Raw genomic sequence first — 12,081 nt, forward strand, 5'->3', positions numbered from 1 at the left:
CCACCCTAGATCAGCGCAAATAGCGCAAGCAGGGTGCAAAGGGCAAGCATCGCCCTGACATAGAGGGCAAGGCCGCGTTTCAGATCGCTGGGCGTTGGGTCGGGCATCGGGGCGTTCACCCATGGCTCATCTGCGACGTGGCCGTCGTAAACTCTTGGCCCCGACAGACGAACACGAAGGGCGCCTGCCATCGCGGATTCAGGCCAGCCAGCATTGGGCGAACGGTGTTGATGCGCATCACGCCACATGCTTTTCAACGCTGTTACCGGGCGGGCCGACGCGGCAGCGAATAGCAGGCCTGTCAGCCGCGCGGGGATCAGGTTTACCACGTCATCAATACGCGCGGATGCCCAGCCGAATGCCTCGTGTCGGGGGGTGCGATGGCCGATCATGGAATCCAGCGTGTTGATTGCCTTATAGGCCGCAATCCCCGGCAGACCGAGGAGCGCGCCCCAAAACACCGGCGCGACAATGCCGTCGGATGTGTTTTCAGCCAGACTTTCCAGTGCGGCGCGGGCGACGGCGGGTTCGTCAAGCTCTGATGGATTGCGGCCAACGATCATGGCAACCGCTTGGCGGGCGGTCGATAGATCACCCGCGATCAGGGGCCGGGCAACTGCGGCAACATGTTCGTGCATCGACCGCGTCGCGACAAGCGGCCATGCCAGAATGCCAGTCAGCACCGTGCCAAGCCATCCGGCGGGCAGGGCGAGGGTGATCATCAGCGCGGCACCGCCCGCGATTGTTATCGTAATAAGCGCGGTCAAAACCCCGGCCAGCTTTCTGGCCGGCGGCGTCGCGTCGGGCCTGTTCCACAGCTTTTCCAGCGCGTTGATCAGGGCGCCAAGCCACGTCACCGGGTGCCCGATCCGCGCGAACAGAGCATTTGGCCAGCCGATGCAGGCGTCCAATGCCATCGCGATCAGCATTGCAAGGGGCCACATCATACGTGTCCTCCGGCGTTGAACTGCACGATCTGGCGGGCCCCTGCGGCGCGCAGCGCGGCTTTGGCGGATTGTGGCACTTGGTTCGGCGAAAAAATCAGCCCGCGGGCAGAACCTGTGTGGGCGATGACGATGCCCAATGCGCCAAGTTCGGTTGCCAGTGCGATGATCGGGTCATCGGGCGTATGGCGCATGGCCAGCGTGCGCTGCGCAGATTGGGATGACAGATGCGCCAATGCCGAAAGGTCAGCCGCCTTGGCCGCAGCTTTCCATTCCGCAACAAGGTCAGCGATATCTGGAAATTCTGTATCCGCCGGGTCGGTGCGCCGATGGGGGCCGAAAAATCCCCCGATGACATCAAAGGCAGGGAGGGGCGGCAGATGCTCCATCACCTCACCAATACGAGAGGCCCAGAGCAACCTTTCTGGCGCCGGGAACATCAACGGATCACTTGCGCCCTCAACCGCGATGCAGGCTTTGGCAAGGTCTTCGGGGGCGATGTCACTGCCCGTCAGCCGCGCCAAAGCGACCAGCGCAGCAGTGGATGCGCCCGCGCCGCCACCGGCAGGCATTGTGGCGCGCAGATTGATGCGCCCACGCACCCCACGACGAATACGGGCGAACAGCGCGCGCGCCTGCGTCTGGTTAACAAGGCGCTGGCCGCCACCGTGGATGTTTAGGGTTCGGCCCGAATGGAAGGTTCCGCTGACGCTCAGGGCTGGGCAAGGCAACGAGACAAGCGCAACGGGGCCAGCAGGGCCAAGCCGGCCCTGCAACAGTTCGCCGAAATGCCCGGCGACGTGGGTGTCGCTTGTTATTCTGCGCATTGGTTCACGCCCTGCACGGAAAAACCACCCCCGGGGAGGGCAAGGATTTTGGTGATCGAAAGCGGCGCAACCTCAAAGCTAAGGGCGGCGGGGACGGTGCCCATGGCAAGTGCAAGCGTAGCGCGGATTGTGCCCGCATGGGCAACGACGGCCACGCGTTGGCCGCAATGATCCGCGCCGATCTGCGCAATCTCTGGCGCGATGCGGGCGCAGAGGTCAGCAAAACTTTCGCCATTCGGGGGGCGGTGCGCGGCCAGATCTGCCAGTGCAAGGGTACCAAGGTCGGGCAAGTCCGCATAGGCGATGCCTTCCCACGCGCCGAAGTCTTGTTCCCATAGGGCGGGCTTTGTCTGAGCTGCGGCACCTTGCCCAGGCCAAATAGCCTCGGCCGTTTGCAGGCATCGCTGTGCAGGGCTGCAGATGACGGTATCAGGCGTGCCCAAAGCATCGCGAAGCCAGCTGATTTTAACGCCGTCGCTACAATCTGCCGGAAGGTCCGTACGCCCATAGAGCAGACCGTTCGACTGTACCGGAGCATGCCGGATAAGCACCAGCTCTGTCGCTTCGTTGGTCTGCACGGTCGCATATCCTCTTTCGTTTGCCGCCTGTTTCTGCTTTGTCAGCGAGCCATGAGCAAGACGATACTGATAACTGGCGGCGCCCGATCCGGAAAAAGCGCAATCGCCGAGGCGCAGGTGATGAACATCGCCCCGCGCGCGGTCTACATTGCCACCGCGCAGGTGCGCGACGATGAAATGGCCGATCGTGTGGCCAAACATCAGGCACGACGCGGCGCGGAATGGACAAACGTGGCAGAGCCCATCGACCTGATCGGCGCGCTGAAACGAACCGACGGGCAGGGGCCACGGTTGGTGGATTGCCTGACGTTATGGTTGACGAACCTTATGCTGGGCGATCACGACTGGCGCGGGTTGGGGCGCGAACTTGTCGCCGGTCTTGCCGGGCAATCCGATCCGGTGGTGTTTGTGACGAATGAAGTGGGCGGCGGTATTGTGCCCGAAAATGCCCTTGCGCGTGCGTTTCGCGATGCAGCGGGGGAGCTGAACCAATGGGTCGCGGCAGAGGCTGATGAGGTCTATCTGGCTGTCGCGGGCCTGCCCTTGAAGGTGAAACCGAATGACTAAGCCACTTTTCCCGATCACCAAGCTGTCTGATCTGCACGGGCTTGCCGAAGCGTTACCAGCGGCGGATGCAACGGCGGCGGATGCCGCGCGCGCCCGTCAGGCAAGCTTGACCAAGCCGCCCGGTTCCCTTGGTCGTTTGGAGGAGCTGGCAGAGTTTATGGCTATGTGGCAAGGCACCGACCGGCCAAAGATCGACACCGCCCAAGCGCTTGTTTTTGCGGGAAACCACGGCATTTGTGCGCAGGGCGTGAACCCGTACCCCCAAGAGGTGACAGCGCAAATGGTTGCCAACTTCGAAGCGGGCGGCGCGGCGATCAACCAACTGTGCCGCGCAAACGGCGCTGAACTGTCAGTGATTGCGCTGAACCTCGAAAACCCCACCGCGGACTTCACCCAAGCCCCCGCGATGAGCGAGGCTGAATGCCTTGAGGCCCTGAACAAGGGTGCAGCTGCGGTGGATCAATCCGCCGACATCTTGTTGCTGGGCGAAATGGGGATCGGCAATTCCACTGTCGCTGCGGCGCTGACATCTGCGTTGTTCGGCGGCGATGTGGCCGGATGGGTCGGCCCCGGAACCGGGTCGGACGCAGACGGGCAGACGCGCAAATGCCGCGCGATTGATGCGGGTCTGGCCCGACATGCCGATGCAATTGGCGACGCACCGGCCATTCTTGCGGCACTTGGTGGTCGGGAACAGGCCGCCATTTGTGGCGCAGTACTGGCGGCGCGTGCGGCGGGTATTCCGGTGATTTTGGACGGTTTCATCTGCACTGCTGCGGCGGCTGCACTGTTCGCGACAGATCCACGACTGTTGGATCACTGCCTTGTTGGTCATGCCAGCGCAGAGCCGGGCCACCGGTTGTTGCTGGAAAAGCTGAACAAACGCCCTGTTCTTGAATTCGATATGCGCCTAGGCGAAGGGTCGGGGGCGGCTGTGGCGCTTGGGATTATCCGCTCGGCTCTTGCCTGCCACAACGGTATGGCCACCTTTGGCGAGGCTGGAGTGTCCGAAGGATGAGCAGACCGGGCTGGATAATGGCTCGCTTGGCCGAACTGCAATTGGCCATCATATTTTTGACCCGCTTGCCCGCAGGGCGCATGCGGGACGGAAGCCTTAGCATTGGCGCATCCGCGTGGGCATGGCCCGTGGCCGGTGTGTTTGTCGGCGGCATCAGCGCCTTGATCTACGCGGCGGCTTGGGGCCTTGGCCTTCCGGCTGGGCCGTCGGCGGTCCTGGCGCTTGGCGCTGGGATACTTGTCTGTGGTGGGCTGCATGAAGATGGGTTCGCTGATCTTGCCGACGGCTGCGGCGGCGGGCGGGACCGGGCGCAAAAGCTTGAAATCATGCGTGACAGTAGGATCGGCGCCTACGGCGTTCTGGCTGTTATCTTTTCCTTTGGCTTGCGCGCCAGCGCAATAACAAGCCTGTCTGACCCATTGCTGGTCATTCCGTGCCTGATTGGAGTCGCCGCCGCCAGCCGTGCGCCGATGGCGGTGTGGCTTTATCTGTTGCCTGCCGCGCGGGAGGATGGGCTTGGGCATTCTTCTAAACAAATCAACGGCATGGCGGTCATTGTTGCCATTACCTTCGGCTGCATCTTCCTGCTTCCGCTGGGTGGCATTGCGGTGTTGAGCGTCGCGATAGCAGTGGCTATCGGTTCGGGTGCAGTGGCCGCGTTTGCGGTGCGTCAGATTGGGGGGCAGACGGGCGATGTGTTGGGTGCGGTTCAGCAGGTTTCCGAAGTTGCCGCGTGGATCGCATGCTTGGCGGTCCTTGTGTGAAACCCGCTTAGCCCAGCATCTTTGGCAGAGTCTTTTGCAGCTTCTCCAGCCCGCCGGGCGACCAACCCAAGGCACGCAGGCGTTCGGTTTGCATCACGCTGACTGGTGTTTCAGAACGGGCCGGAAGCGGCGCCTGAACTCCGGTTTCTTGGGCAACCATTTCCAGCAGATCGCGCCGATCAAGCAGCAGGTCCGAAACGTTATAGGTGCCCGGAGCCGCGTTCAGAGATAGGTTCGCGGCCGTCGCCAAATCGTCGCCGTGCAGTTCGGTGCCAACACGGGGCGAAATTGGGCGGGCAGCAGCGAAATCTGCGAACAGATTGGCCCATTTATGCATCTGACCGGGGCCAGCGGGCCCGTAGACACCCGTGGCGCGCAGGCAGATCGGCGCGAAATCGGGGCTGGCCATATCGGCAAGGGCCTTTTCGGCCTGCCACTTCACCTCGCCGTAAAGCGTGACGGGTTTGGGCGGCAAGTCTTCGGTTAACGGTGTTCCGTCGGGATAGGCGCCATAGACCGCGCGTGACGACAGAAACACTAATCGCGGAACGCCTGAGCCCTTGGCCGATTGGAAGAGCTTGATCGACCCGTCCAAGTTTGCGCGGATAAATCCATCAGGATCGTCGCCTTCGCCACCACGATAGCGTCCCGGGATATGTGAAAACGCACAGTGAAACACCGCGTCATATCCGGTTAGGTCCGGCGCGTCGCCCAACGCGAACGGTCGGTGCGTGACAGTTTTGGAAAAGAAACCCGTGGGCGGTTCATGCCGGCTGAGAAGGGTGACATCGTCGCCCGCAGCGATGGCGTGTTCCACCAAAAACCGACCCACGAGCCCCGCGCCGCCTGTCACGGCGACCTTCATTTCGCAGGCTCCGGCAAATTGGTGACGTCGGGTATTGGGCCATCACCCGCAAAAGCGGCCCAAAGATCAATCAGTGGCTTCAATTTCTCAACCTTTTCATGGTCTTGCCATGGCTTTTCATACTGAAAATGCAGGATATGGATGTCGTCCCAACTCCACAAGTCCGGCATCGCGAACCAGACATATTGCAGCATGTTGTAATAGACCGGCAGGCCGTGCCAATCGGGAAAGAACTCTTGCAGGAAGGTCTGATCGGTCCGCCGCCAGAACGCGCCGGGTTGATCAAGTTGGATCAGCATTCTTTCAAAGGTGTCTTGGCTGGGGCATGCGGTGAACACGCCCGAATTCATCCGGTGAAAATCCGCAAGGCTTTCATAAACATTCGGGGCGGCGCAAAATTCGGGATAGTCGAACAGCTTGTCGCAATTGCGCAGGACCAATGTGTCAGCATCCAGAAAAACGACCGCTTTGTATTCGATCAGCTGCCACAGCCTCAGTTTAGCGAAGTTATCAAGCGGCGTGTGAAAACCCGGCTTGTTGCCCTTGGTGAACGGCGCGTTGGCATGAAGTCGGTCACGGGCGTGCGCCTGATTGAAGGCATCTGAGGTGGGCAAAAGTTCGGTTTTCACCAAACGCGCACCTAGGGCAGCAAGCGGCGCTAAGTCAGCGTGGCCAACCCCGCCAGTGTGCATGACCACCACGTCAGCCAAGCTTTCGCTTGCTTTAATAGAGCGGACCAAAGCCTTGGCACCCAACGCAAAATCAGCGTTGGTCACCAAGGTCACATAAGCGCGAGAGGACTGCGCCGGTTGTTTGGAAGTTTGGCTTATCATGAAACGGATTTCAGGCGTTTACCTTCTGGGTCGGTTTCGACACGGCTGGCAAGGTCTTTGGTCCATGCCGACACGGCGGGCACCCGGTTGCGATCGATCCGATGCGCATAGCGTTTTGCGACACCCACGACCTCGTCCAACAGACCTTCTTCCAGCGTGATGGGGTTTAGGCCGAGGCTCAGGAATTGATCGTTGCGGACGATTAGGTCGTTCTCCTCTGCCTCTTTGCGTGGGTTCGGAAGATAGGCAATACGCGCGCCAGTCATCTGCGAAATCAACCCCGCCAGATCGCGCACGCGGTGGGTTTCTGTCATTTGGTTAAAGATCTTCACCCGATCACCAGCCGCCGGTGCGTCCGACAGCGCCAATTCGATGCAGCGCACACTGTCTTGCAGGTGGATGAACGCGCGCGTCTGCCCACCCGTGCCATGAACAGTTAGTGGATAATCAATGGCTGCCTGGATCAAAAAGCGGTTCAAAACCGTGCCATAGTCGCCGTCATAATCAAAACGATTGATAAGCTGTTCGTGGCGGCGGGATTGTTCGGTATGCGTGCCCCACACGATGCCTTGATGCAGGTCGGTAATGCGCACGCCGTCGTTCTGGGCATAGAATTGAAACAGGATTTGATCCAAAGATTTGGTCATGTGATAGACCGACCCGGGGCGCGTGGGGTACAGGATGTCTTGCTGTTTTTTCTCGCCCGACAGGGTTTCGATATCGACCGGAAGATACCCTTCGGGGATCGCCGCGCCGATCGTGGAATACCCGTAGACGCCCATGGTACCCAGATGAACCAGATGCGCATCGATCCCGGTTTCAACCATTGCAGTCAACAGGTTATGCGTCGCGCTGACATTGTTGTTGACGGTATAAACCTTGTGGCGGTCAGACTTCATCGAATAGGGCGCGGCGCGTTGTTCGGCGAAATGGATGATGGCGTCTGGCTTATGTTCGGCCAACCACTGGCGCAAACGTTCGTATTCGGTGGCAAGGTCCAGCAGGTGAAAGTTAAGTTCGTGCCCAGTCAGGCTTTTCCATATCCGGCAGCGTTCTTGGATTGAGTCCATCGGCGTAAGGGATTGCACGCCAAGTTCTGTATCAATCCACCGGCGAGAGAGGTTGTCGATAATGTGGATTTCGTGCCCCTGATCGGACAAGTGAAGCGAGGTTGGCCAGCCGCAAAAACCATCGCCACCAAGTACTGCAATTTTCATCGAAATCTCCTCTCGGAATATTTTCAAAAAAATGGCCAATCGGCCTGCCGTTGAAATCTCGGATAAGGATGCAGCATGTAAATGTCATTTGAAAGTTTTGTGTCAAAGTCCGGGAAATCGGCAAGAATTTGCACGCATAGGTTCGACGGTTGACGCGGTGTTGTTAGCGGGCAGTGATGTAGCGTTTCAGCGTTTTGAAGAAAACATTAGCTTTGGATTGTAAGTCACCTTGATCAAATGAAATAAGGCTTTCTAATGTCCAGCTTTCCGTTGGCGATAGCTGGTTTAGAAGCGTGTTGCGAACGTCCTGATCTTCGGGCGAAAGCGGCAGATGTTTTGCCCCCTCTAGCACGACCAGAAGGTCATGTAGTTTTCGCATTATTCGAAAGGCATCAAGGTAGGATGCCAGCAGGCTTGGATCCGTGTGCCACGATGTTCCGCCAAATACCTCTTGGGTGACGCGTTGCCCGGCACCAGAGCAGTTATAGCGCACGCAGCCGCTGAAACCTTCGTGCTCTAGGCGGTCGTGGATTTCGCACAGATGTTGATCGTTCAAATTAGGGCAGGGAACGCCAGCAGGTTTGTCCAAGGCGAAATGGTCGGACTTGTCAAAAGCAAGGGTGATGCAGCACAGCGCGGCGCATCGGGAACAATCGGGAGCAAGAGATACGGGTTTCACGATCGATTCTTTGTGCGCTTGAAAGGGATGGGCATAGAAAACAAAAAACGCCGGAACAATCCGGCGTTTCAAGTGTTTGTATCATGAACGAGTGATTAACTGCCCCAGGAACGGACGACACCGCAATCCATATGTACGAAGTTAGACCCGGAATATTTGCCAACGCCACCGCCGTTGCACGCTTTCGCAGCGCGGAACATTTGGTTGACGGAGCGGCTTTTCATGCGCAGGTCAGCGGCCTGACCTTGCATGTGAAGCGAGTTCTTGGCGACACCGCGCGATTTGGAACGAAGCATGGCGTTGGTCTTTGGGCTGCGATAGCCCGACAGCAACATATATGGTTCGTCCGTATCCATCAGGTTATGCGCCGCGGCAATGATATCGATCGTCCGCAGGTCGATGCTTTTGGTCCCATCCGTGCGCCAGTCGCGCATGAAGTGGTTAATCTCTTTCGCGGATTCTTTGATGTAGTCGCCTTCGATCCAGTAGATCATGTTGATCTTTTCACCGGTCCGCCCGGAATACATCGAAATCGATCGAACATCGCCCGCTCCGCGGAGCAAACCGAAAGCTTTGGAGTAGGTGGGTGCGGCCGCAACAGTTGTTGCTGCGAATGCGCCAAGAATGCCGCGCCGCGTGATACCGTTGGTCATAAGAGTCATGTCTAGTGCGCCTGTCCCGTCGCTGCTCTGCCGCTATCCGCGGCTATTGTGCAATGTCTTCCCCAAGTGCCCTTGGTTTATGGCATATTTCGAATCGTGCTCCAAGCTTTGTTGTGACGAAATTCGCGCATGCCTGAAAAATCGGCAGAAATTTGCCAGAAAGATGGTTCGATGGTGTTTTTTAAGTCCGCGGCAGCAAGGCCACACTTCTTGGGAATGCGACACTGAAGGTGGACAATTTGGTGTTGTGTTAAGATGTGAGTGGACATGCACCTGCGTGGTCGGCGAAAATGGGGCCTACGCGCGAAACAGAAAAGTTGTGTGAGGTTCTTTGACATGTCTTTAGTAACTGCAAGGCCGGTTCTTACCCGCCTAGCTGCCAGTCTTTTGCTTTTTGCGTCGATGGTTTTTGTTGACGTCCCCAGCGCGCAGGCGCAGGTGACAGCGCTTAAACAATCCATCGCGGAAAGTGCTGCAAAAGATCCGGCTCTTGCCGAGTTTTATAAATCACGTGGCTACAAGCCGCTCTGGACCTCCAAATCAGATGCTCAGCGTCGCCGTGCCTTTCTTAAGGCGCTTGGCACAGCCGCAGATCACGGTTTGCCAGTGAACCGCTATGATGCGGATCAGCTTGCCAACCTGTTCCGTTCGGCCAAATCCGCGCGCGATATGGGGCGGGTTGAGGTTGAAGCCAGCAAAATGTTCCTGCAATTCGCACAAGACTTGCAGACTGGTGCCGTCAATCCAGCGCGCGTTGACAGCGGGATCAAACGCAAACCACCACGCCGGGATCGTCTGGCGCAGATGATTGCGTTCTCGAAAAGCTCTCCGCGCGGGTATTTGAAAAACCTGACCCCCAAAAGTGCTGAGTACACGCGCTTGATGAAGGAAAAGATGCGGCTTGAGCGTGTGCTAGGGAATGGTGGCTGGGGCCCAACCGTGGGCGCCAAGGCGCTGAAACCAGGTCAAAGCGGCGCGCAGGTTGTTGCTTTGCGCAACCGACTGATCGCGATGGGCTATATGAAACGGTCTGCTTCTCAGGCTTATGATGCAGAGCTGCAGAAGGCGGTTCAACTGTTCCAGCTGGATCATGGTCTTGCGACCGACGGTGTTGCAGGTGGTGGTACGCTGGCAGAAGTGAACGAGCCTGTCGAAAAGCGGCTGAGCCAAGTCATCGTTGCGATGGAACGCGAGCGTTGGATGTTGCCAGAGCGTGGCCGCCGCCATGTGTTGGTGAATATCACCGACTATCACGCGCAGATCATCGACAACGGCAAAGTCACATTCAAAACCCGTTCGGTTGTTGGCAAAAATGACGAAGACCGCCGCACACCCGAGTTTTCGGATGTCATGGAATTCATGGTCATCAACCCAACATGGAACGTGCCGCGTTCGATTGCGACCAAGGAATACCTGCCACTGCTAAAGCGGAACCCGAATGCTGTCAGCCATCTGCGTTTGGTCGACAATCGCGGCCGCACAGTCAGCCGTGGTTCGGTGAATTTCAGCCAGTACAATGAAAAGACGTTCCCATTTAACATGAAGGAGCCTCCCTCGCAGGGGAATGCGCTTGGGCTGGTAAAGTTCATGTTCCCGAACGTTCACAACATCTATTTGCATGACACGCCGTCCAAGTCCTTGTTTGGGCGTGAAACGCGCGCGTTTTCGCATGGTTGTGTGCGGCTGAGCGACCCGTTTGATTTTGCTTATGCGCTGCTTGCGCGTCAGGAAAAGGATCCGGTCGGTTACTTCAAGTCGCGTCTGAACACAGGCAAAGAAACCCGCGTTGATCTGGTAGAGCCGGTTCCTGTGCACATCATTTATCGCACGGCTGTGACGCAGGCGAAGGGCCGCACTCAGTTCCGACGTGACGTTTACGGCCGGGATGCGAAGATTTTCAACGAGTTGCGCAAGGGCGGGGTAGCACTCCGCGCAGTTCAGGGCTAAATCTCCTTCCAGTAGAACGATAGCGCGTGCAGGTGCAAAACCCTGCACGCGTGTTCGTACCGCCAAGAAGGGTTTAGATGGCTTACACGATCCGTGAAATTGCCGAACAGTTGGGCGCACGCGCCGAAGGTGATTTGAACCTTGAAATTGACTGTGCGGCCGAACCTTCTGATGCGGGTCCTTCTGCGTTAGCTTTGGCGATGGACCCTAAATATGGCGAAGGGCTGGCCAAGGGCCGTGCCCGCGCTGCGATCCTTTGGGAAGGTGCCGATTGGCGCGCATTGGGGTTAGAGGCGGCCATCTATGTGCCGCGCGCCCGTTATGCGATGTCCGGCCTTACGCGGATGCTTGACGCTGGGCCCGAAATCGCGCCCGGTATCCATTCCACAGCAGTGATTGATGAAAGCGCCTCTGTTGGTGCAGGGGCCGCGATTGGCCCATTTGTTGTTATTGGCCCACGTGCGAAAATTGGCGCGAATGCGCGCATCGCCTCTCATGTCAGTATCGCCGAAGACGCGGTGATTGGCGACGATGCGTTGTTAATGCAAGGCGTGCGGATTGGCGCGCGCGTCGTGATCGGGGCGCGTTTCATCGCGCAACCCGGTGCGGTGCTGGGTGCTGATGGGCTTTCTTTCGTGACCCCTGAAAAATCAGCCGTTGAATCGGTTCGTGAAAACATGGGGCAGGTTTCCAAAGCCGCAAAGCAAAGTTGGACGCGAATTCATTCGTTGGGTTCGGTCCGCATTGGTGATGATGTCGAAATCGGCGCGAACGCCGCGATTGACCGCGGCACTATCCGCGACACGCGGATCGGTTCGGGCTGTAAAATCGATAACCTCGTGCATCTGGCGCATAACGTTGTGGTGGGCGAGGATTGCCTGTTTGCCGCGCAGGTTGGCATTGCCGGTTCGACGACCGTGGGCAACCGCGTGGTCCTGGGCGGTCAGTGTGGCGTTGCAGATAATATCTTTATCGGAGACGACGTGATCGGCGGCGGAAGCACCAAATTCCTGTCGAATGTCCCGTCCGGCCGCGCCATGATGGGGTACCCGGCAATCAAGATGGAAGCCAATATTGAACAGTATAAAGGGTTGCGCCGCCTACCGCGTTTGTTCGCACAGGTCGCAGAGTTACAAAAAGCTGTTTCAAAGCTTGGACAGAAAGACTAAATCAGCATCGA

At 58.2% G+C, this 12,081-nt stretch carries 13 protein-coding genes; 5 read left to right on the forward strand and 8 right to left on the reverse strand.

From position 1 onward, the window contains the following. Positions 1 to 5: 5 nt before the first annotated feature. Genes cbiB through COL8621_RS07530 form a run of 3 tightly spaced genes read right to left on the reverse strand, consistent with a single transcriptional unit; the run spans position 6 to position 2,349 of the window. Positions 6 to 947: an adenosylcobinamide-phosphate synthase CbiB gene (gene cbiB, locus COL8621_RS07520; protein WP_093966632.1), complete on the reverse strand. Its 942-nt coding sequence runs from the start codon at positions 945 to 947 to the stop codon at positions 6 to 8. Further along, positions 944 to 1,771, reverse strand: coding sequence for a hypothetical protein (locus COL8621_RS07525; protein WP_093966633.1), 828 nt, complete (start codon positions 1,769 to 1,771; stop codon positions 944 to 946). Before COL8621_RS07525 ends, cbiB begins: the two co-directional genes overlap by 4 nt. Further along, entirely contained in the window at positions 1,759 to 2,349 is a 591-nt protein-coding gene (locus tag COL8621_RS07530) for a histidine phosphatase family protein (RefSeq protein WP_093966634.1), read from the reverse strand. Before COL8621_RS07530 ends, COL8621_RS07525 begins: the two co-directional genes overlap by 13 nt. A gap of 51 nt (positions 2,350 to 2,400) precedes the next feature. Here COL8621_RS07530 and cobU point away from each other — a divergent pair, with 51 nt between their 5' ends. The 3 genes from cobU to cobS are packed head-to-tail and all read left to right on the forward strand — an operon-like array spanning position 2,401 to position 4,698. Next, complete coding sequence (gene cobU / locus COL8621_RS07535) at positions 2,401 to 2,916, forward strand: bifunctional adenosylcobinamide kinase/adenosylcobinamide-phosphate guanylyltransferase (RefSeq protein WP_093966635.1); 516 nt, start codon at positions 2,401 to 2,403, stop codon at positions 2,914 to 2,916. Beyond that, positions 2,909 to 3,934, forward strand: a complete 1,026-nt coding sequence (gene cobT / locus COL8621_RS07540) for a nicotinate-nucleotide--dimethylbenzimidazole phosphoribosyltransferase (protein WP_093966636.1) — start codon at positions 2,909 to 2,911, stop codon at positions 3,932 to 3,934. Before cobU ends, cobT begins: the two co-directional genes overlap by 8 nt. Positions 3,935 to 3,951: 17 nt before the next feature. Continuing rightward, a complete protein-coding gene (gene cobS / locus COL8621_RS07545; protein ID WP_093966973.1) occupies positions 3,952 to 4,698 on the forward strand; it encodes an adenosylcobinamide-GDP ribazoletransferase in 747 nt (248 codons plus the stop codon). A gap of 7 nt (positions 4,699 to 4,705) precedes the next feature. Here cobS and COL8621_RS07550 read toward each other — a convergent pair whose 3' ends face one another. The 5 genes from COL8621_RS07550 to mepK form a co-directional block, all read right to left on the reverse strand. Continuing rightward, the gene (locus tag COL8621_RS07550) at positions 4,706 to 5,563 is read right to left on the reverse strand and encodes an NAD-dependent epimerase/dehydratase family protein (protein ID WP_093966637.1); all 858 of its coding nucleotides are present in this window, start codon (positions 5,561 to 5,563) and stop codon (positions 4,706 to 4,708) included. Beyond that, positions 5,560 to 6,393, reverse strand: coding sequence for a glycosyltransferase (locus COL8621_RS07555; RefSeq protein ID WP_176438462.1), 834 nt, complete (start codon positions 6,391 to 6,393; stop codon positions 5,560 to 5,562). Before COL8621_RS07555 ends, COL8621_RS07550 begins: the two co-directional genes overlap by 4 nt. Further along, entirely contained in the window at positions 6,393 to 7,613 is a 1,221-nt protein-coding gene (locus tag COL8621_RS07560; RefSeq protein ID WP_093966639.1) for an NAD-dependent epimerase/dehydratase family protein, read from the reverse strand. Before COL8621_RS07560 ends, COL8621_RS07555 begins: the two co-directional genes overlap by 1 nt. A 163-nt stretch (positions 7,614 to 7,776) precedes the next feature. Next, entirely contained in the window at positions 7,777 to 8,292 is a 516-nt protein-coding gene (locus COL8621_RS07565; protein ID WP_093966974.1) for a hypothetical protein, read from the reverse strand. A gap of 95 nt (positions 8,293 to 8,387) precedes the next feature. Continuing rightward, positions 8,388 to 8,954 carry a peptidoglycan L,D-endopeptidase MepK gene (gene mepK / locus COL8621_RS07570; protein WP_093966640.1) on the reverse strand — a complete coding sequence of 189 codons (567 nt, stop codon included), beginning with the start codon at positions 8,952 to 8,954 and terminating at the stop codon, positions 8,388 to 8,390. Between the two features lie 336 nt (positions 8,955 to 9,290). Between mepK and COL8621_RS07575 the strand changes: the two genes are divergently transcribed. Further along, entirely contained in the window at positions 9,291 to 10,901 is a 1,611-nt protein-coding gene (locus tag COL8621_RS07575; protein WP_370804576.1) for a L,D-transpeptidase family protein, read from the forward strand. A gap of 77 nt (positions 10,902 to 10,978) precedes the next feature. Beyond that, entirely contained in the window at positions 10,979 to 12,070 is a 1,092-nt protein-coding gene (gene lpxD / locus COL8621_RS07580; RefSeq protein ID WP_093966642.1) for a UDP-3-O-(3-hydroxymyristoyl)glucosamine N-acyltransferase, read from the forward strand. Positions 12,071 to 12,081 lie beyond the last annotated feature (11 nt).

Source organism: Actibacterium lipolyticum (assembly GCF_900184935.1).
Classification (GTDB): domain Bacteria; phylum Pseudomonadota; class Alphaproteobacteria; order Rhodobacterales; family Rhodobacteraceae; genus Actibacterium_A; species Actibacterium_A lipolyticum.

Excerpts from the sequence above, each read along its gene's own strand:
- mepK (WP_093966640.1), bottom strand. The coding sequence starts at position 8,954 with ATGACTCTTATGACCAACGGTATCACGCGGCGCGGCATTCTTGGCGCA.
- COL8621_RS07575 (WP_370804576.1), top strand. The coding sequence starts at position 9,291 with ATGTCTTTAGTAACTGCAAGGCCGGTTCTTACCCGCCTAGCTGCCAGT.
- cbiB (WP_093966632.1), bottom strand. The coding sequence starts at position 947 with ATGATGTGGCCCCTTGCAATGCTGATCGCGATGGCATTGGACGCCTGC.
- COL8621_RS07525 (WP_093966633.1), bottom strand. The coding sequence starts at position 1,771 with ATGCGCAGAATAACAAGCGACACCCACGTCGCCGGGCATTTCGGCGAA.
- cobT (WP_093966636.1), top strand. The coding sequence starts at position 2,909 with ATGACTAAGCCACTTTTCCCGATCACCAAGCTGTCTGATCTGCACGGG.
- COL8621_RS07550 (WP_093966637.1), bottom strand. The coding sequence starts at position 5,563 with ATGAAGGTCGCCGTGACAGGCGGCGCGGGGCTCGTGGGTCGGTTTTTG.
- cobU (WP_093966635.1), top strand. The coding sequence starts at position 2,401 with ATGAGCAAGACGATACTGATAACTGGCGGCGCCCGATCCGGAAAAAGC.
- cobS (WP_093966973.1), top strand. The coding sequence starts at position 3,952 with ATGGCTCGCTTGGCCGAACTGCAATTGGCCATCATATTTTTGACCCGC.
- lpxD (WP_093966642.1), top strand. The coding sequence starts at position 10,979 with ATGGCTTACACGATCCGTGAAATTGCCGAACAGTTGGGCGCACGCGCC.
- COL8621_RS07560 (WP_093966639.1), bottom strand. The coding sequence starts at position 7,613 with ATGAAAATTGCAGTACTTGGTGGCGATGGTTTTTGCGGCTGGCCAACC.